General features: G+C 38.7%; 16 protein-coding genes. 3 read left to right on the forward strand and 13 right to left on the reverse strand.

Features of this window, described 5'->3' with window-relative positions; genetic code table 11:
* Window positions 1–17: 17 nt before the first annotated feature.
* Window positions 18–1,091 carry a tRNA dihydrouridine(20/20a) synthase DusA gene (gene dusA, locus H3U73_RS03500; protein WP_198190058.1) on the reverse strand — a complete coding sequence of 358 codons (1,074 nt, stop codon included), beginning with the start codon at window positions 1,089–1,091 and terminating at the stop codon, window positions 18–20.
* 171 nt (window positions 1,092–1,262) lie between these two features.
* Window positions 1,263–3,266: a lipopolysaccharide assembly protein LapB gene (locus H3U73_RS03505; protein ID WP_198190059.1), complete on the reverse strand. Its 2,004-nt coding sequence runs from the start codon at window positions 3,264–3,266 to the stop codon at window positions 1,263–1,265.
* Window positions 3,267–3,606: 340 nt separating this feature from the next.
* Here H3U73_RS03505 and H3U73_RS03510 point away from each other — a divergent pair, with 340 nt between their 5' ends.
* Window positions 3,607–3,801, forward strand: coding sequence for a CsbD family protein (locus tag H3U73_RS03510; RefSeq protein ID WP_025330793.1), 195 nt, complete (start codon window positions 3,607–3,609; stop codon window positions 3,799–3,801).
* Between the two features lie 147 nt (window positions 3,802–3,948).
* Here the strand turns inward: H3U73_RS03510 and H3U73_RS03515 are convergent, their stop codons facing one another.
* Window positions 3,949–5,133, reverse strand: a complete 1,185-nt coding sequence (locus H3U73_RS03515; protein ID WP_198190060.1) for an MFS transporter — start codon at window positions 5,131–5,133, stop codon at window positions 3,949–3,951.
* A 242-nt stretch (window positions 5,134–5,375) separates the two neighbouring features.
* Here H3U73_RS03515 and H3U73_RS03520 point away from each other — a divergent pair, with 242 nt between their 5' ends.
* Window positions 5,376–6,263 carry a LysR family transcriptional regulator gene (locus H3U73_RS03520; RefSeq protein WP_198190061.1) on the forward strand — a complete coding sequence of 296 codons (888 nt, stop codon included), beginning with the start codon at window positions 5,376–5,378 and terminating at the stop codon, window positions 6,261–6,263.
* Between the two features lie 166 nt (window positions 6,264–6,429).
* Window positions 6,430–7,134: a JAB domain-containing protein gene (locus H3U73_RS03525; RefSeq protein WP_198190062.1), complete on the forward strand. Its 705-nt coding sequence runs from the start codon at window positions 6,430–6,432 to the stop codon at window positions 7,132–7,134.
* A gap of 181 nt (window positions 7,135–7,315) precedes the next feature.
* Here the strand turns inward: H3U73_RS03525 and H3U73_RS03530 are convergent, their stop codons facing one another.
* From H3U73_RS03530 to H3U73_RS03575, 10 genes are all read right to left on the reverse strand, one after another.
* A complete protein-coding gene (locus H3U73_RS03530; RefSeq protein WP_198190063.1) occupies window positions 7,316–10,378 on the reverse strand; it encodes a type I restriction endonuclease subunit R in 3,063 nt (1,020 codons plus the stop codon).
* A 14-nt stretch (window positions 10,379–10,392) separates the two neighbouring features.
* Complete coding sequence (locus H3U73_RS03535; RefSeq protein ID WP_198190064.1) at window positions 10,393–11,541, reverse strand: restriction endonuclease subunit S; 1,149 nt, start codon at window positions 11,539–11,541, stop codon at window positions 10,393–10,395.
* Complete coding sequence (locus H3U73_RS03540; protein ID WP_232336196.1) at window positions 11,542–13,041, reverse strand: class I SAM-dependent DNA methyltransferase; 1,500 nt, start codon at window positions 13,039–13,041, stop codon at window positions 11,542–11,544.
* A complete protein-coding gene (locus H3U73_RS03545) occupies window positions 13,038–14,537 on the reverse strand; it encodes a class I SAM-dependent DNA methyltransferase (protein ID WP_198190065.1) in 1,500 nt (499 codons plus the stop codon). Before H3U73_RS03545 ends, H3U73_RS03540 begins: the two co-directional genes overlap by 4 nt.
* The gene (locus tag H3U73_RS10810) at window positions 14,537–14,674 is read right to left on the reverse strand and encodes a helix-turn-helix transcriptional regulator (RefSeq protein ID WP_198190336.1); all 138 of its coding nucleotides are present in this window, start codon (window positions 14,672–14,674) and stop codon (window positions 14,537–14,539) included. Before H3U73_RS10810 ends, H3U73_RS03545 begins: the two co-directional genes overlap by 1 nt.
* Before the next feature lie 235 nt (window positions 14,675–14,909).
* The gene (locus H3U73_RS10815) at window positions 14,910–15,026 is read right to left on the reverse strand and encodes an AlpA family transcriptional regulator (RefSeq protein ID WP_078474905.1); all 117 of its coding nucleotides are present in this window, start codon (window positions 15,024–15,026) and stop codon (window positions 14,910–14,912) included.
* Window positions 15,027–15,254: 228 nt separating this feature from the next.
* A complete protein-coding gene (gene guaA / locus H3U73_RS03560) occupies window positions 15,255–16,820 on the reverse strand; it encodes a glutamine-hydrolyzing GMP synthase (RefSeq protein ID WP_198190066.1) in 1,566 nt (521 codons plus the stop codon).
* 183 nt (window positions 16,821–17,003) lie between these two features.
* A complete protein-coding gene (locus H3U73_RS03565; RefSeq protein WP_198190067.1) occupies window positions 17,004–17,570 on the reverse strand; it encodes a hypothetical protein in 567 nt (188 codons plus the stop codon).
* A gap of 165 nt (window positions 17,571–17,735) precedes the next feature.
* On the reverse strand, window positions 17,736–18,242 hold the full coding sequence (locus H3U73_RS03570) for a hypothetical protein (RefSeq protein WP_198190068.1): 507 nt from the start codon (window positions 18,240–18,242) through the stop codon (window positions 17,736–17,738).
* A gap of 304 nt (window positions 18,243–18,546) precedes the next feature.
* On the reverse strand, window positions 18,547–19,080 hold the full coding sequence (locus tag H3U73_RS03575) for a hypothetical protein (protein ID WP_037395013.1): 534 nt from the start codon (window positions 19,078–19,080) through the stop codon (window positions 18,547–18,549).
* Window positions 19,081–19,312: the final 232 nt, after the last annotated feature.

The raw sequence follows: 19,312 nt of genomic DNA on the forward strand, positions 1-19,312 counted from the left end.
AACGACCTAATTGTAACTTAAATCAACTCAGACTGGCTTGCTGCACCGTCTTTTACCGCCTGCCATGCTTCCGCAATCAGGCTGACATCGTTATTTTTTAATAACGAAGCATCAGACAGCATTCTCCGCCATTGGCGCGCACCGGGTAAACCATGCATCAGCCCCAGATAGTGCCGAGCCATATGGCGCAATGAAATATTCGGATTAGCCAGTTGCCGGCGAGCGTAGTCAAACAACTGATTAACCAGATATTCATATTCAACAGCCGGCTGGCGACTGGCGTAAAATTCAGCATCCCAGCAGCGCATCAGCATCGGATTATGATAAGCCTCACGTCCGACCATTACCCCGTCAACATACTGTAAATGCCGGTGAATTTGTGCATTATCAGTAACCCCGCCATTAAGAATAATTTCCAGATCTGGAAATTCCTGTTTCAGACGATAAACATAATCATAACGTAAAGGCGGGATATCACGGTTATCTTTCGGCGATAACCCTTCCAGCCATGCATTGCGTGCATGAACAACAAAAATACGGCAGGCAGTTTTTTCACGTAGCGTACCGACAAAATCAGCCAGAGGCTGATAAGCTGTTTCCTTATCCAGACCGATGCGATGCTTAATCGTAACCGGAATATTAACCGCTTCCTGCATAGCATTTAAGCATCGTGCTACCAGTTCAACTTCACGCATCAGGCAGGCACCAAAAGCACCTTGCTGTACCCGCGGGCTGGGGCAGCCGCAGTTCAGATTAATTTCATCATAGTCATAACCGGCAGCAATTTTAGCAGCCTGTGCCAGAACTGCCGGCTCACTGCCACCCAGCTGCAAAGCAACTGGTTGCTCCTGCGGATGATAGGCCAGTAATCTGTCACTGTTGCCATGGATAATTGCATTAGCATTAATCATTTCCGTATACAGCCACGCATTTCTGCTAATCAGTCTGGCCATATAGCGGTAATGCCTGTCTGTCCAGTCCAGCATTGGCGCTACGGATAAAGTTCTTTTCGGTTTGGCATTTTGCCGGAGCTGGTGTGCATCACTCCCGGCTGAATATTCTGCGGTAATTAACTGTTTATGTTCCTGCATAATCCGGCACTCTTTTAACACTGCCAAAGAAATACCGAACGGATATTTCCGGCCGGTATTTAGTCGGTTAAATTTCTGATACAGGCAGATTATACATGGGATAACCAAACTGCCAGTTTAACAATAGCAGTAAAGCTAAAATTTTAATTAATCCTGCTGTTTTAGCCTGAATCAGCGCAACGGCATTTCAGATTTAATCAGCTTAATTTCTCTTTCACGCCGTTTCTTTTTAAAATGATTTTGCAGCCATATTTTATGCTGCATCTTACATTGCGGCCCCAGATAAATATTATCAATATATTCTTCTACATGCGTATATTCGACATACAAACTGTTAGCAGACTGGTAATCTTGCGGTTCAACAATATTATCATCTGCGATATGGGTAATATAAATCATCCGGCACTCATCTTCATCTTCAAAAGCAGCATGTTTTATCAGGCAGGAAATAGGTAAAACCGCCAGACTGAGTAGTTCGTCCAGATTGGAGATTTTTTTTAACTCAAGATTATTCGAAAGTTCTTCAATTAACTCTTTTATTTTTTCTAAATTGTCACGAATACAACTGATTTTTTCAGTTTCATGTAATGATTTAATATATTTATCCCATTCGCTATCAATAATTTCTGGTGTTTTTTCATTTTTGTTTTCCAGATAAAAAGATTGCTTATTGCGTTTGGCTAATGCCATATATCCTGTTTTCGGATCAAAATACAAGCAACGGTATAAAGGCAAAGGATGAAGATTATTATTACTTTCAAATTTAATTTGTTTATTTTCGAACGGGTTAATTGATTTAATGCTATGTGATGAGATTATTTCGTTATTGATACTACGTTCAGTATCCAGACCAAAAAAATCTTTATTAAAAGCAATACTGACACCGGAACCAACTATGTTATCTTCGTTACCGTATAAACGAAATTGATTCAGACAATTATGATTAAACGAAAAACTGGCTAAAAAGCTTTTGATTTCATTATCAGGATGATTGCTGATATTCAGCCAGCTGGTTAATACCTGATTTTCACTGGGATCATTCATAAAATCTACGATATTAAGCCGGAATTTACTGGGATTTTCCCCTTTAAGCAGATTAAATAATACAGCTGGTTTGGTATAATGAGCGACACGACGTTCTTGCTCATTATTTTCAAATTGATTATAAACTAATAAATTATTTTTAATATCATTAGTTAAAAAACATATATCTTTAATTTTATCGAATAATGTTTCATTAAGCTTTTCAAACTCTTCTTCATTAGATATAAGACTTGAATTATTTTTCATTAATTCAAAAATAAACTGTGTACAAATATAATAACTTGAACTACTACTTGAGTAAGTAGCAACTTTAAAAGCATTGTAAAAACAAGTTTTCGCTTTTGTGTAATTTTTTAGATTTTTGCTATAGATTCGACCTAAATGAAATTGAGCTCGAAAATAACTTTCAGAATCGTCTTTTCTTGTGATTTTTAAATAAAAGAGTTCAGCTTTATTATATTGTTTCCAGTGATGATAATGTAAGCCCATATTAAATTGGGCTTGAGCATAAAGTTTAGAGTTGTTTTTTCTAGTAATATTTAAATAATAAAATTCAGATTTATCAAATTCGAAATCTTCACTATATAAATATCCCAAATTAAATTGAGCTTGGGCATAAAGTTCATAATAGTCTTTTTTATTGATATTTAAAAGAGAGGTTTTGGCTTTATCATAATCTTGTTTTATTTCACTATAAATATATGCTAATTTATACTGAGCTTGAGCATAAAGTTTAGGGTTATCTTTTCTAGTAATATGCAAAAGAAAAGTTTTGGCTTTATCATAATCTTGTTTTATTTCACTATAAATATATGCTAATTTATACTGAGCTTGAGCATAAAGTTCAGGGTTATCTTTTCTAGTGATATGCAAAAGAAAAGTTTTGGCTTTATCATAATCTTGTTTTATTTCAGTATAAATGTATGCTAATTTATACTGAGCTTGAGCATAAAGTTCAGGATCGTCTTTTCTGGCAATATTCAAATAAAAAGCTTTAGCATTATCATAATCATGTTTTATTCGATATATATTTCCTAACATAATTTGAGCATCTGCGTATTTCCTTTCTCCATCCTCACGTGTAATTTTACTTAATTCGTCAATTTGATTATTAATATTATTATCTTTCATTTTATATCCTTACTAAATAACTAATTAAATTTTTTAAATCTCCCAAATACAAGAAATATCAATAGAGACACTATCACTTTATGTTAGAAATTATTAATTAAAATTTTCTATACAATATAAATAGATGATATTTCAGATTATGCTGATTGTAATTATTTTAAGTTAATTAATTGCATGATTTACCTTTTTTTTTATGTATTTTGTAATTAGCTGCAAATATTAGCATTTTCCATTGCTTACCGCTAATTGTCTCTCTAAGATAAACTATTGAAGGATAAGAATTTACTTGTGTTTAATTGAATACTGTTGCATGCAGTAGACATACAGAATGGAGATGGTTATGAGCGATAATGGATTTGTAGATAAAGCCAAAGGCGAAGTAAAACAGAATGTGGGTAAAGTAGTGGGTGATACTAAAACCCAGTCTGAAGGAATGGTTGATAAGGCCGTTGGCGGCGTGAAAGAAGCTGTGCATGATGTGGCTAATGCCATAGATGGTGCAGTAGATTCAATCAAGAAAAAATTTCAGGATTAATTCTGAAAAATGTGCACAAGGCCGCTTATTTCAGCGGCCTTTGATTTGAGTTTATATTTCTTTTAAATCAGACAAATTGGCTACAGCTTAAATTCTTCTGAATTGGTGGTATTAGATATAAAAATGTATAAGTGAAATATATTGGTTTTACTGCACCGGTTTATGCATCGTTTTGCTGATTAGTAACTGCAACAAACTGAATAAAGTGATCAAAGAGGCAATTAAATAAAGCATTTTTATATTGCCGAAATCAATAATTCCCGCTCCAATAATGGCCCCAATGCCTACGGCTCCATTAAAAATAGCAGCATAAATAGCAGAGGCGGGTAAAGCGTTATCGTTTCCTGCCAACCGGATTACCCATGCCTGAATACCAACAAATAATATGGCTACACCCAAACCCCACGCAAACACCAATACCATCAGCATGATTGGATTATGTGACAAGACTGCGCTCAGCAGAATCAGACTGCCACAAATCAGCACTAAGCCTGCACCAAGTATATTTTTCAGATACCTGTCTATAAACAGACCACATAACAGATTACCAGCTACACCGGCTATACCGAATACAAACAGACAAACAGCAATCCAGTTGGCAGAAATAGTCATTTCTTCGGCCATAAATACCTCAATATAGGTAAAAGCGGCAAAATGGGCGATGATGGCAGCAGTAGCAATCAGATAAACTTGGCGTAACTGCTTAATCTGAAGAACTGCTGAAAATTGTTTTCTCCCCATTCGGGAAGTACCGGATACAGCCGGCAGGGTAAATGCTAAAATAATTGCGGTAATTATGGCTAATACGCCCAGTAATAAAAATGATAAACGCCAGCCAATAGTGCTGCTAATCCAGTTAATAAAGGGAACACCAAGTATACTGGCTATTGAAACACCGCTGAATATAATTGCTGTGGCTCTGCCGGTATATTTGTCTGATACCAGTTGCGCCCCCATAGTGCCCACCATCGCCCAGAATGCACCATGTGCAACTGCACCGGCCAGACGAGCGATTAAAAGTACAGAAAAATGCTCACTAATAGCCGCAATACCATTCGATGCAGCCATCAGCAACATTAATACAATCACTACTGGTTTACGAGGCAGATGGCTGAATGTGGTAACTGAAACAAGAGCAGAAACAGCCCCCAGCCATGCATACAGAGTAACAACCAAACCAGTAGTACCGCTGTTTTGTCCCATAGACAAGGCTATAGCGGATAACATACCAATCGGTGCCAGCTCGGTAGCCACCACAATAAATGACGCTATTGCAAGCATGCAAACAGCCATCCAGTTACGCCTTTGTGTCTTATTTTCTGAATTATTCACTAAATTATTTCCTCTTTTGCAATCAATTTTTCAAACAGATAGAGTTTGACCTGATATACGAACCTAAAAGGTCGGCATTTGTTCACAGCCGGATGAAAACAGAAGGTATTGAGTTGTTATAAATCTGCTTTTAAACATAGTTTTCAGCTTGGTGAAATCAGCGTTAATTCAGTATACTTTGCGAAAATAGACAGATATATAGCTAAATCTGGTAACTGGTTTTCCAGAATCGGAAATTAAATATGAACAAAAAACTATACTGGGATGATACTAAAGTATTTCTGGCAATCATACGTGAAGGCACATTGAGTGGTGCTGCAAAGATATTAAAACTTGGCATTGCTACAACTTACCGCCGTCTGGAACGTATGGAAGAGGTACTGGGATATCGGTTATTTATCCGCGATCAGCAAGGGTATAAGCTAACAGATGAAGGCAGAATACTGGTTTCGCAGGCAGAAATACTGGAACAGGCCGGACACGCGTTTGATGCCATGGCTACCGGTGTCAATGCCGGTGTCAGCGGGCATGTGCGTTTGGCTACGGCTCAGGGGCTGGCTGATCATCTTATTATTCCGGCTTTACCCAAGCTATACTCAGCACACCCTGATTTAACCCTGGAACTGGTTACCGGAGTATCAACAATCAATCTGCAAAGAAGTGACGCTGATATGGCCTTGCGTCTGGTTCGCCCGGAGCAGGGTAAAGTAACCATCCGCCGTTTAGGCGAGCTTGGTTTTGGTTTGTATGCCTCTGAAAGCTATTTACAGCGCAAACCGCTAAACAAAGAAGAAACAATGTTAAAAAACGCTGATTTTATCGGCTGGCCGGAAACACACCAGAACTTGCCGGCTGCAAAGTGGATAGAAAAAAACAGCCGTGGCAAATGTTGTCTGAGAGCCGGCAGCATGTCTGCACACATCAGTGCAGTTGAAGCAGGTATCGGAATGGGTATCTTACCGAATTTTATTGCTTTAACCAAAGATCTGATTTGTGTTCGCAACAATGTTGACTGTAATCAACCCATTTGGCTAGTCATCCACTCCGACCTTACTAACTCCGGAAGGATAAGAGTAGTAGCTGATTTTCTGAGTAATTTAGTGCAAGAAAATAAAACTCGGCTAGGTTGAGCAGCTTATCCAGACGATAGATTTATTTCTTCACAACTCATTAAATTAATCAATTAATATTCAAGAATACAAACAATATATCATTGGTTTAGCAAATGCTGTTTACTTATAATAATTAGTAAACTATGTTATATTTTAGGTTAATGCTCTTAACTATAAACGATGTATGGATATTAAACTTGGCAAAAACGATAAGCATTATATAGAAGGTTCAGATGATGTATTCAGCATCATGCAACGCGTACTTCTTCGTGAAAATAAGATAGACAAAGAAAAAGAGCATTTCTGGATTATCGGCATGAACGAAGCAGGATATATCCTCTATATCGAATTAATTGCTTTAGGTTCAGTAAAGGCCGTTAATATAGAGCCTATGAATGTATATCGTGTTGCGGTTATGAAAAATGCGACACGTGTTATTGCTATTCACAACCATCCCTCAGGGCGTCTTGTCCCTTCCAAAGCAGACTTAGATATCACTGACCGTCTTATCCAGGTAGGCCGTATACTTAATATTGCACTAGTTGACCATCTTATAATCAGTACAGAAGGCTATGAAAGTTTCAGAAGCATGGGCATTATGGATGATTTAGAGAAAAGTCTTACCTATGTCCCGACTTATCAGGTGGTTGAGCAGATTAGGAAAGAAGAGAAGAAGATTGCTAGAGAAAAACTAGCTTTGGAGAGAGATAAAACAAAATCTGCCCAAGAAAAAGCTAAATTAGCTAAGGAAGCTGAGAAACTGGCTCAAATACAAGCAAAGGCCCTTGCCAATGCACTGCTTGATAAGGGTGTCGATTTAAAAACAATTGCTAAGATTATGGAAATTACACCTAAAGCAGTTGAAAAAATGATTAACAATACACAATAACTATGTGTATTGTCTCATACTTGATCTAACATCTTTGTTATTCAAGATGTAATCAGATCAGAAAGTCGGCTCTACGCCATAAATGGGCATTGCTAACGCTATAGGTATAATTATCCATGGTAGTAGTCACTCTTGACCTGCCCAAGTATCGATACAACGCGGCCAGTCAATTAAGTAAAACTCAATAATGCTCCTCTATATACCCGTAAGCCTTTTGGAATAGTTCCTTATCTTTACCCAATCCAAATTGGGCCAGAGTCAGCAATAACGCCTTTTGGATTTCACGCGGGCCGCTATTGGAGTTCTGCCAGCCATCAAAGCGGGTGGCTTTGACGATTTTGTCGATTTGTTCAACCACATCTCCGATTAACTTAGGCGTAGACTCTGGACGGGTTTCCAGAAAAAGCTTGGTTAGAGCTTGCTTGTTATCTGCTTCTGTCACTGGGTGTTCACCAGTTTCGCGCTCTGCTTGCACTGTGTCCTTCGCAGCATCCAACAAGCCCTTTAACCACTCAATGGCTTTAATAACACCGGCCTCATAGTCCTGGCGAAGTTTTTCCAGTCGCTCGCCTAACTCCACAAATTTAGGCTCATGACTGCCCCGCAAGCGGCCCATAAGATCAATTTCCAATCTTTTAGCACGTTGCTCTTGCTCTTTTTCTGTCAGGGTAAAAATGGCGTGTTCATCCATGATCAACTCGTCGATATCATCGCGAATTCGATTAATATCAGTATGCTCATGGATCATCTTGATAGTTTCGGGGCCTAAAGCAGCCCAAACAAGCGCCCCCGTCTGGCCTACTGGACGCACTGACTCGTAAATTTGCGCTAACCACTTATAGTTTTGACGATACGGGCTTAAAAAAGGATCGGGGCTAATAGCCGACCATAACTTAGATAACACCCCAAAACAAGCGGCGAATTCATCGCGTTTTTTGTTAGTCGGTAAGCACTCTTGCGCGGCCATAATGCCTTCGAAACCCTCTAAGGTGCGGTCCACATTGGGGAAGAAGGACAAACATTTATCCAGTTGTGCCGGTAATAATTTTTTAAAGGCCTCGATACCCTCTACGACTCCATCAATTTCTTCCGGCTTATAAGCCAATGCGGTACGCAGATTTTCAAATACGCCGAGGTAGTCGATAATTAACCCCATATCTTTGCGAGTATCATCGGTTTCGTACAATCGGTTAGTCCGACACATGGCCTGTAAAAGAGTGTGATCGCGTAAAGGTTTATCCAAATACATGCAATAACAGATAGGGGCATCGAAACCAGTTAACAATTTGGCAGTAACGATGATGAGCTGTAAAGGATGTTTTGGATCTTTGTAGCATTCGATCAGTTCTTTTTGTACTTGGCTTTCCGCATCAATATTCTGCCAGCGCTCGAAATCCTCTTGTTTGATGGGTAGCTTTAACTCATCGTGCCACTTACGCCAATCGTTGTTGACCTTGTCTTTTTTATCGCCCGCTTTGGCTTTTATAGGGGATTGATCAACGTTCATAACCACTTCAACTGCATTAAAGCCAAGCTTTTCACCGAGCAAGTAGTACATTTGCACACAAGCTTCGCGATCATATACCACTACCATACCTTTCATTTTTTTTGGCTTTACGTGGCTGGTAAAGTGTTTGATAATATCGCTGCTAATGGCCGCCATGCGCTTGGGGGCTTTCAACATTAAAGCCAACTTACCAGCACGTTTAGATAATGCCGCTTTTTCTTCATCGTCTAAGTCGTTTTCTTTAACCAGTTGCTCGAACTCGTCATTGATAGCATCACGATCCACCCGCAGTTCAGCAAGGCGCGGTTCAAACTTAACCGGATTGGTGGAGCCATCACGAATTGATTGCTTATAACTGTAACGGTTCATATAGCGACCGGGATCTTCGTCGGCGCCGAACAATTTGAAAGTATTGCGATCGATGCCTGATATGGGTGTGCCGGTTAAACCATAGAAGTGGGCATTAGGTAATGCCCAACGCATTTTCTCGCCTAAACCACCTTCCTGGGTGCGGTGTGCTTCGTCTACAAGTACAATAATGTTATCTCGGCTGTTCAAGCCATTAGGGTTGCTATCGTCAATCTCGACATCTTTAAACTTAAAGATAGTAGTAATTAAAATGCCTCGGCTATCTTGTTCGATATACTCACCTAGCTTTTTGCAGCTTTGCACTTTGACTAGGTTTTTAACATCGGCACCACCAAAAGTTTCGCTGATCTGGCTGTCTAAGTCTCGCCGGTCAACCACAACCAATACGGTTGGATTTTTTAACGCATTGTCAGCACGCAACATTTTAGCTGCATAGAGCATCAGCAATGACTTACCGGATCCCTGAAAATGCCAAATTAGGCCTTTTTTCGGGTAGCCTTTGCGAACTCGCTCAACAATCTGTTTCGCTGCTTCAAATTGCGGATAACGTGGCAGAAGCTTAATACATTTAGGTGGAGTATCTTTACCGGTTTTGACAGTTGAAAATAGCGCGAAGGATTCCAGTAATTGTAATAAAGTCTGCGGATTTAACAGACCCTCGCAGCTGTTAAGTACCGATGCCAATCCCGGCAGAATCTCATCACGAAGCTCAGTATTGTGCCAAGGCCCCCAATCTTTAACGCGGGCATTAATTGCACCATATGCAAAGGTTTTTCCTTCACTAGCAAAACACAGCAAATTAGGAACAAAAAATAATTCTACATTTTTCCAGTAATGCTTTTTGCCACCTATAAAATCGGCGGCACCATCTTGCCAGGTCACACTTGGCCGCGTCGCAGTTTTGACTTCGCCCACTACTAGCGGTATGCCGTTCACATACAGCACAATATCAAAATAGACTTCGGTGGCCGCGATATAATGCACCTGTTGCGACACTACAAAGTGATTGTTCTCTATGTTATCAAAATCAATCAGATTAATGGTGATATGGTCGCCGTTCTCGCCAAAAGGCAAAGTTTTCTCAGCCAATAGCCATTCATGGAAGTTTTCGTTGGCCTTTACTAAACCAGTATGGCGGGCTTCTAACACCACACCGCGCAATTTATAAATTACTTCATCAGCATAATCCGGCTGCTTGGCGATATCGGGATTTAACGAACACAACGCGTCTTTTAGCCACTCATCAACAAAGATATCCTGAGCTTGCTTAGTCAGATTCTCGCCATGGCAGTAAATCCACTTTACGCCGCTTAATCCTTTTAAGCGGTTGATAACTCCATTTTCTGTGACGGTTTGTTCGTTAAACATATCCACTCCTAAAACTAACGATATAAATAACTATTCTTTATATTAAGTAGACTTAATTTCTTTTGTTTTAATAAGTTAATAAAATCATCACATGCATCTAACTGACTAATAATATCTTCTTGTTTAGTAACATCATGAACTCTAAACTTTATTGATTTTATTATCTTTGCACTAAAATTTGGTTGACCTCCTTGAACTAAGTTCATTGCTTCTTTCATTACATACTCTACCAAGTGAAAGAAATAAGAGGGAGAAATACCTATATTTGGTTCCATCGCTAAAATCGCCTGATTTATAGCAGCGCCATCAATTTTATTTATTGCCACTTTGCCAGCAGTAGCACCATACATAGCAACCAAAATCATGTCTTTTTTTATTAACTTCGCAGATGACTTGCTTAAACCTAGCTTTGAGATAAATTCATCTGTTGATTTAATTACTCTATTGTTTATAAGAGTTGACGTAATCCAAGGAATATCACCACCATAATAATCTTTTACCTTTGTAGATGGTGTTCCACCTGAATAGGATGTGCAAGTCTCGCCAATAGTGACAAAATTTTCATTCATATCACTCATTTTATATTTATCTAATGAGAATGCTTCATATGCTAGTGAGGACTTAAGTATTTCAGATGTGGTCAGTAAATCTTCAACTTTTGAAATCGAATCTTCTAATATAGTTAAATTTTTAGTTAACTCTTCCTGTAAATCCCGGCTAGGAAATATAAAGATTTGATTTTCTAGTGTTTTCCATTTAATTGTGGGAGATAACGATCCTTCAGAAATAGCAACTGCACGATTCATAAATACATCAGATTGCATAAAAAATGGTAAAAACTCAGGAATTACGTTTTCAGGGTTAGCTTCCAAAACCATAGCATGAGCTGAACAAATACAATCCCAGTCTGCCACCGCCACCTTACGCTGATATGCACGCCTCTTACCAAAAATAATCTGGCCCTTCTTCACCAATAGCTTTTGTCCTTCAACGTCACTCGGTACACCATGACGTTTAATCTTTAGGCTGTCTGGCTCTAAGTGTTCCAACCCAACATAGATTTCAAGATCGATTTCGCTTGGCTCGACTCGTTTAGAGATATGTTTAGCAATATCGCCAAACTTCATCATCTGCCAGCCTTCTGGTAATTGTTGTTTCGTCATTTACTGTTCCACCTTGCCTTCAACGTTATAACCAAGTTCAGCAAGGCTCTCAAATAATTTGTTAGCCTGTTTTTTTAGTTGTACGCGACTGACTTTCCATGCCTCAATGGCATGTTCAATATCGTGTGCTTTGCCATTACCCTGTGCTTGCACATATAGCGGAATCGACAGGTTATAAAGATTCTCCTTGATTACTTCGATATCCACCAAGGCAGTGATATCACTCTGCTTGTCAGGCGTAAAATAAGCATCACACAACGCCATTAAATCATCATCGGATAAGCGGCTATGGGCGCGTTCACGGGTGACATGCTTAACACCGTTGATAAACAATATCTTGTTTTTGCGATCGACAGACTTATTACAGTTAAGTACAACGACACAAGATTCCATCGGCGAGTTATAAAACAGGTTTGGCCCCAAACCAATCACTGCTTCAATGATATCTGATTCAATTATCTGTTTACGAATGGCTTGCTCAGAATCGCGAAACAAAACACCGTGCGGCCATAGCATAGCGGCACGACCTATATTAGGCTTCATGCTTTTGATGATATGGGTGTAAAACGCATAATCGGCACAGCCTTGTGGTGGCAAGCCATAGAGATTACGGCCATAGGGATCGTCAGCAAACTTGTCACGGTTCCATTTTTTAATGGAATATGGAGGATTGGCAAAAATCACATCAAACTGTTTGAGCCGATCGTTTTCAATAAACTTGGGATCGGCTAAAGTATCGCCGCGCAGCACATCAAACTCTTCAATATCGTGCAGAAACATATTCATACGAGCGATGGCCGAGGTGAGCAGATTGACTTCCTGCCCGTAAAGATGTACCGAACGCCACTCTTTGCCCTGAGAACGTAAATCCATCACCGCGTTAAGAAGCATACCACCGGTACCACAGGTAGGATCGTAAGCTGTTTCTCCGGGCTTTAAGCCCATGATGCGTGTCATCAAATGGACTACAGTACGGTTGGTATAGAATTCTGCTGCGGTATGGCCGGAATCGTCAGCAAATTTCTTAATCAGGTATTCGTAAGCTTCACCAAGGTCATCCTGAGCGACAGATTTAATACCTAGTGGAATTTTACTAAAATGCTCAATCAGATCGCCCAGCAGATGATCGGGCAGGCGTTCTTTGTTGGTCCACTGGGCATCACCGAACACGCCATGCAAGCGCGGATTATTGGCTTCGATTAAGCGAAGCGCGTTCTGAATAGCTTCACCAATGTTTTTGCTGGTGTTGCGTATCTTCTCCCAGCTCGCTTCTACAGGAATATCAAAGCGGTGAAACATGGGCATGGCAGCGTATTCAACGTCTACCTCATGAACCTCCATCGCTTCGTTATATTCTTCCAAATATACGTCCGATAGACGTTTATAAAACATTAGCGGGAAGACATATTGCTTATAGTCTGAGGCATCGATTTGGCCCCGCAAGAACTCAGCCGCTCCCCAAAGCAAATCTTCCAGTTTTTTCTTATGCATTATACTCATATCTCAAACCCTTCTTTGATTAACAGGGCTTCTAGCTCCTCTTCCGCTTTTTCCAGGGCAGCCAGTTTTTGTTGGAAATCTTTGAGTGCCTCTTCTACTGTAATGGTTTCTTCTTCGAGTGGCTTTTGCACATAACGAGCGATATTAAGATTGAAGTCATTTTCTTCTATCTCGTTTAAGGGTACCCAACGTGCAATGCCTTCGATTTCTTGTGCTGCCGGCCCTTGTTGCTTCTGGCTCTGGTAGATGTGGTAGATCTCATCGGCCTGAGCGTTGGACAAGGTATTCTGAGCCCGGCCTTTGGTATAGATTTCTTCAGCATTAATGATGAGTACATGATTTTTGTGTGACGCCGGCCGTGATTTACGTAACACCAGAATACACGCAGGAATCCCCGTGCCATAGAAAAGGTTTGGAGCAACGCCAATAATGGCTTCAATGCAGTTTTCTTGCAGTAATTTAGTACGAATTGCGCCTTCAGCACCTCCACGAAACAGTACGCCATGGGGCAAGACTACTGCCATACGGCCTGTATCGTTGAGTGAGGCAAACATATGCTGCACCCAAGCAAAGTCACCATTAGTTTTAGGAGCCAGACCATACTGCTTACGCCCATAGGGATCATTTGACCACAAGTCATAACCCCATTCTTTTAAACTAAACGGTGGGTTAGCGATAACACAATCAAAAGTTTCTAAACGATCATTTTGCAAAAACTTAGGCTCACGCAGAGTGTCTCCCCGCACAATATCGAAATCTTCCTGCCCGTGTAGAAAAAGGTTCATACGCGCAATAGCCTCGGTGGTTAGGTTTTTTTCCTGACCTTTGATTTTTAGCAGGCGTGGGTCGCCACCGTTTTCTTTTACATGGTGAATGGTTTCGAGCAGCATACCGCCGGTACCGCAAGCAGGATCGTAAACGCTCTCACCAGCTTTAGGATCGAGAATGTTAACCATCAAGCGAACAATAGTACGTGGAGTATAGAACTCACCGGCTTTCTTGTTAGCTTTATCAGCAAAGCGTTTGATCAGATACTCGTATGCGCGTCCCATATCATCGTCACGGACACTAAAAACGCCAAGGTTCACCTTATTGAAGTGATTAAGTAACGTAGCCAGCAACTCATCAGAAAGACGTTCTTTATTGGTCCAACTGGCATCGCCAAAAATGCCATGCAATTTGGGATTTGCTAGTTCTATGCCGCGAAATGAGTCTTTTAAGGCTTGGCCTACATCTTTAGGCTTGGCAAAAACGTCACGCCAATGACAGTTTTCAGGTATTTGAATACGGTGGAACATCTTGCCTTTGGCAAGTTCTTCATCCCCAACGCTCTCCATCGCATCGACAAACTCTTCGTCATACACGTCGCAAATACGTTTGAAAAACAAAATTGGGAAAATATAAGTTTTATAATCTGATGCATCGATAGGCCCAGTGATGATGTGGGCTGCATGCCAGAGATGGGCCTCGAGATCTTTTAGGTTAATCAGTGTCATTAATTTTTCTCTGTACGATTCTGCGATGTTGGAACCTTTTGTAGCAAATCGTTTATGCCACAGTCAAAAAACAAGCAAAGCCTGTCCAATGTATTCAGGTCAACCTTCTGGACAATCTCCCTGTAAAGTAAAGTTATGGTGTTGCAACTAAAGCCGTTTCCCTAACCGCATCGGCTATCCACATTTTGTGTTCGCCCATGAGTCGAGCAAGATGGCAACGGATCATAACAGTCCTTATCGTTGTATCTAATGATGCGAATTTTACATTAGAACTTTGTATCAAACGAACATTTTTAAATTGAAAGATTATTTATACGTATAAAATAGTGCTACAACCTGCAGCGCTATTTTTAAGTTATATCTGATAGATCGCTATTTATTTTTCTCCTTCTTAGCCAAATGCCTATCAATCCAAGCATCAATATCACTCTCTAACCATGCAACAGCTCGTTGACCTATCTTGAACTGCTTATAGATATAACTACTGATAAAAGAAGAATCGGTAAGAAGAAGGTATTATCCAAATTTTTCACTTCAACAAAGGCACAGAAATAACAATATTGGCATTTTCTGAACATATTAAGTTTTTTACCGTTTAATTTACGATAAAAAATAGTAGTGGATATTACCAAGCTTTAATAAATAGAAAAACCAGCTAATCTAATCGATATAACTGGTTTTAAGAAAGAATATTAGGAGTTAATAAAAACTAAATTTCTATTCCCACTCAATAGTGGCTGGCGGTTTACCGCTGACATCATAAACGACACGGTTAATGCCGCGTACTTCATTGATGATGCGATTGGAAACATGGCCGAGCAGGTCGTAGGGGAGGTGGGCCCAGTGTGCTGTCATGAAATCGCTGGTAATTACTGCTCGCAGGGCTACTACGTATTCATAGGTGCGGCCGTCTCCCATTACACCTACGGATTTTACTGGCAGGAATACAGCAAAAGCCTGGCTGGTTTTATCATACCAGGATACACCGTCTTCGTCGCAGGTATTACGCAACTCTTCAATGAATATATGGTCAGCACGGCGCAGTAAATCGGCGTATTCGCGTTTTACCTCACCCAGAATTCGCACACCCAGACCCGGACCGGGGAAGGGGTGACGGTAAACCATATCACGTGGTAATCCCAGCGCAACACCCAGTTCGCGTACTTCATCTTTGAACAAATCGCGCAGTGGTTCCAGCAATTGCAGATTAAGTGTTTCAGGCAGGCCGCCTACATTATGGTGGCTTTTAATAGCATGTGCTTTTTTGGTTTTAGCACCGGCGCTTTCGATTACATCAGGGTAGATGGTACCTTGTGCCAGCCATTTTGCATTTTGGCGTTTGCCGGCTTCTTGCTGAAAGACTTCGACAAATTCGGCTCCGATGATTTTACGTTTACGTTCAGGATCGGTTTCACCGGCAAGTTTGGCGAGAAAATCGGCAGAGGCATCAACGTGAATTACATTGACGCCAAGGTTTTTGCCGAACATATCCATGACCATTTGCGCTTCCTGATAGCGTAACAGCCCATGATCTACAAAAACGCAGGTGAGCTGGTCGCCAATGGCGCGATGAATCAGTGCTGCAGCTACTGATGAGTCTACTCCACCGGAAAGGCCTAGAATAACTTCATCGGAACCAACCTGTTCGCGAATTTTGATAATGGCTTCTTCGATATAGTTAGGCATAGTCCAGCTGGGTTTGGCCTGACAGATATCAAGTACAAAGCGGTTGATTAGTTCACGCCCCTGTTTGGTATGGGTAACTTCAGGATGAAACTGAACTCCGTAAAAGTGCTTGTGCGAGTTTTCAATGATGGCATACGGACAGCTTGGTGTATGACCGATACTTTTAAATCCTTCTGGCAGTTTGCTTACTTTATCGCCATGGCTCATCCACACATCCAGTGTGTTAGGCTGGTTATCAAAAATGCCATTGGTAAACTGGCTGTCTTCTGTATGTACCTGAGCATAACCGAATTCGCGCTGATCGCCACCGCTGACTTCGCCGCCCATGGTATGTGCCAGCCATTGCATGCCATAACAAATGCCAAGAATGGGTATACCGAGATTGAGTATTTCCGGGTTAGCCTGATAGTCTGATTCATAAACTGAATTGGGACCACCGGACAGGATAATGCCTTTAGGGGCGAATGCCCTGATATCTTCAACAGGCATGTCAAATGAATGTAATTCACAATAAACATGAGCTTCACGTACGCGCCGGGCGATAAGCTGGGTTACTTGTGAACCAAAATCGAGAATTAATATTTTATCCTGATTCATGCTAGGCTCTTGACAGGTTTTATGTATGAAGCCAGTTATTTTAACACTTTTCCTGTTTTATTTCTGCAAGTGCTTTGTTCTGGAAAAAACAGTTTCTGAAAAACAGACATCAGGTTTGGATAAAGATATTTAATAAATTGATATATGATTGTATTCTAGGTTATCTGCTCAGAATATTAATGGTTATATTGCTGTACTCACACATTTTAATGATTCTCTTTTTTCTTTTGCAAAAAATTTCAGAATATTGATAAAGTTGTTTTGATAATCGTAATCAGCGATATTTTCTACAATTCCGTCACTAAATTGTATATAAAAGTGTATATCTTCTTTTATGTTTGAGTTTTTATTAAATGTCATAACAAATTCAAAGGCTTTTATATTGTCAGGATAATTTTCGCTGGAGATTAATGGATTAGCTTTGATTATATGCTGAACAAATGCAATAGATTCCAGATAAGATATATCTATTTTTTCATTTTCTACATAGATTGTATCTGGTGTGAAAAGAACCTTTTTAATTAATTCATTAGTTTTTTTGAATTTTATAACTGCAGGGATTACTATACATAGAAGTATTGTTGACCAAAACCAAAAGTATAGCCCAAAGACGAAAGGAATCAAATAAGCACAAAAATAAATAAAGTAAACGAAATAATTAATATGTGCAAAAAGTTTATTAGAGGTAAATTTTTTAGATTCACTTCTCCATTCTTGCATGACTTTTAAATTTTGTGCTTGGTCATTCATAAAATCTCTTTCAGGGATTCTGCATGATTTAAAATTTACAGGATAGATTTTTATAAAGTTTGATGCAATAGGTAAAGTGGTTTGATTTTTAAGTAAAATATGTTGGTAGATATTATTTTTCTTATTCAGATTCTACCAGCATGAATAATTTGTTATTCAGAAATACTAGATCGCTTTACCGGAATCTTTTAGTAACTCTCTTCTTTCTTTTGCTAAAGTTTCCAGTATAGTGATAAAACGGTCTTCAAAGTTATAATACTGATATCTTCGTTGAAATGATTTACCAAATGCCATGTAAAAATATATATCTTCTTTAATTATTGGATTTTCAGTAAATTTTATGCAGAATTTACATGTAGACCATTTATATGGAGAGTAGACATGATTAATAAATGTAATTGATTTAAGATAACAGATGTCTATTTTTTTTTCTTCTATATAAATTGCTTTTAATGAGAAATTAATTTGTTTAATATTTTTTCTTTGAGTTTTATAGAGTTTCAAGAAAATAAAAGTCACTACTGCTGTAAATAAAGCTATTGATATGATAAAAAAATCTTGATCTTTAAATGATATATATGATAGGTATATAAAACAAACATAAGCACTTAAAGCTGTAAAAAACAAATAAATATATGCATAATCATTTGAGCAACAATGCCATTCTTGCATGATTTGTAAATATCTGGATCGGTCATTCATAAAATTTAAGTACTCAGTTTTCTTAAATTAGGTATGGAATGTTAGTAGTGCTTGCTTTTATTGATAGAGCTATATAATTTTAACACAATTTAACTTTTGTATCTGGTTAAATTATTAAATTCAATGTGATTTAAAGTGTATAGGAGCGGTTTTTATGTGGTTTGATGCAATAAGTAAATTAATATGACTTGATTTTTAAGTTAAAAATATGTTGGTGGATATTATTTTTCTTATTCAGGTTCTACCAGCATGAATAACTTATTTTTCAGTAAAATTAGATTGCTTTACAGGAATCTTTCAGTAGCTCTCTTCTTTCTTTTGCTAAATCTTCCAGAATAGTGATGAAACAGTCTTCAAAATTATAATCCTGATACTTCCATCGAAATGGCTTACCGAATTCCATGTAAAAATATATATCTTCTTTAATTACCCGGTTTTCAGTAAATCTTATGCAGAATTTAAATGTAGACCCTCTATTATAAGTAGGGTATTTAAGTTTAATAAATGTAATTGATTTAAGATAAGATATATCTATTTTTTTGTTTTCTATATATATTGCTTTTGGTGTGAAATAAACCTGTTTAATTTTTTTTCTTTTAGCTTTAAAAAGTTTCCAGAAAAAAAAAGTACTTATTGCTGCAAGTAAAGCTATTAATGTGTTTAAAATTTGATCTTCAAATAATATATTTAACTGTTGATCTTTTAATATTATATTTAATAGGTACATAAGGCAAATATAAGCACCCGTAGCTCCAAAATACAAATGAATAAATGCATGATATCTTGAACAACAATGCCATTCTTTCATGATTTTTAAATATTGGGATCGGTCATTCATAAAATTTGAATATACAGTTTTTTAAATTAGGTATGGAATGTTAGTAAGGGTGTTTGCATATATTGATGTATGCAATACTATTTTAACATAATTTAACTTTTTTTGTCTGGTGAAATTATAAAATTCAATGTGATTTAAAGTGCACAAGAGCGGTTTTTATGTGATTAAATGCAATGAGTAAAGTGAATATGTGATTTGATTT

Origin of the sequence: Snodgrassella sp. W8124, from assembly GCF_016100875.1 — a bacterium.
Classification (GTDB): Bacteria; Pseudomonadota; Gammaproteobacteria; order Burkholderiales; family Neisseriaceae; genus Snodgrassella; species Snodgrassella alvi.

What these genes read in the sequence shown, in the direction of transcription:
- H3U73_RS03570 (WP_198190068.1), bottom strand. Translation starts at nt 18,242, where the DNA reads ATGCAAGAATGGCATTGTTGCTCAAATGATTATGCATATATTTATTTG.
- H3U73_RS03510 (WP_025330793.1), top strand. Translation starts at nt 3,607, where the DNA reads ATGAGCGATAATGGATTTGTAGATAAAGCCAAAGGCGAAGTAAAACAG.
- H3U73_RS03540 (WP_232336196.1), bottom strand. Translation starts at nt 13,041, where the DNA reads ATGAGTATAATGCATAAGAAAAAACTGGAAGATTTGCTTTGGGGAGCG.
- guaA (WP_198190066.1), bottom strand. Translation starts at nt 16,820, where the DNA reads ATGAATCAGGATAAAATATTAATTCTCGATTTTGGTTCACAAGTAACC.
- H3U73_RS03535 (WP_198190064.1), bottom strand. Translation starts at nt 11,541, where the DNA reads ATGACGAAACAACAATTACCAGAAGGCTGGCAGATGATGAAGTTTGGC.
- H3U73_RS03505 (WP_198190059.1), bottom strand. Translation starts at nt 3,266, where the DNA reads ATGAAAGATAATAATATTAATAATCAAATTGACGAATTAAGTAAAATT.
- H3U73_RS03575 (WP_037395013.1), bottom strand. Translation starts at nt 19,080, where the DNA reads ATGAAAGAATGGCATTGTTGTTCAAGATATCATGCATTTATTCATTTG.
- H3U73_RS03565 (WP_198190067.1), bottom strand. Translation starts at nt 17,570, where the DNA reads ATGAATGACCAAGCACAAAATTTAAAAGTCATGCAAGAATGGAGAAGT.
- H3U73_RS03545 (WP_198190065.1), bottom strand. Translation starts at nt 14,537, where the DNA reads ATGACACTGATTAACCTAAAAGATCTCGAGGCCCATCTCTGGCATGCA.
- dusA (WP_198190058.1), bottom strand. Translation starts at nt 1,091, where the DNA reads ATGCAGGAACATAAACAGTTAATTACCGCAGAATATTCAGCCGGGAGT.
- H3U73_RS03525 (WP_198190062.1), top strand. Translation starts at nt 6,430, where the DNA reads ATGGATATTAAACTTGGCAAAAACGATAAGCATTATATAGAAGGTTCA.
- H3U73_RS03520 (WP_198190061.1), top strand. Translation starts at nt 5,376, where the DNA reads ATGAACAAAAAACTATACTGGGATGATACTAAAGTATTTCTGGCAATC.
- H3U73_RS03530 (WP_198190063.1), bottom strand. Translation starts at nt 10,378, where the DNA reads ATGTTTAACGAACAAACCGTCACAGAAAATGGAGTTATCAACCGCTTA.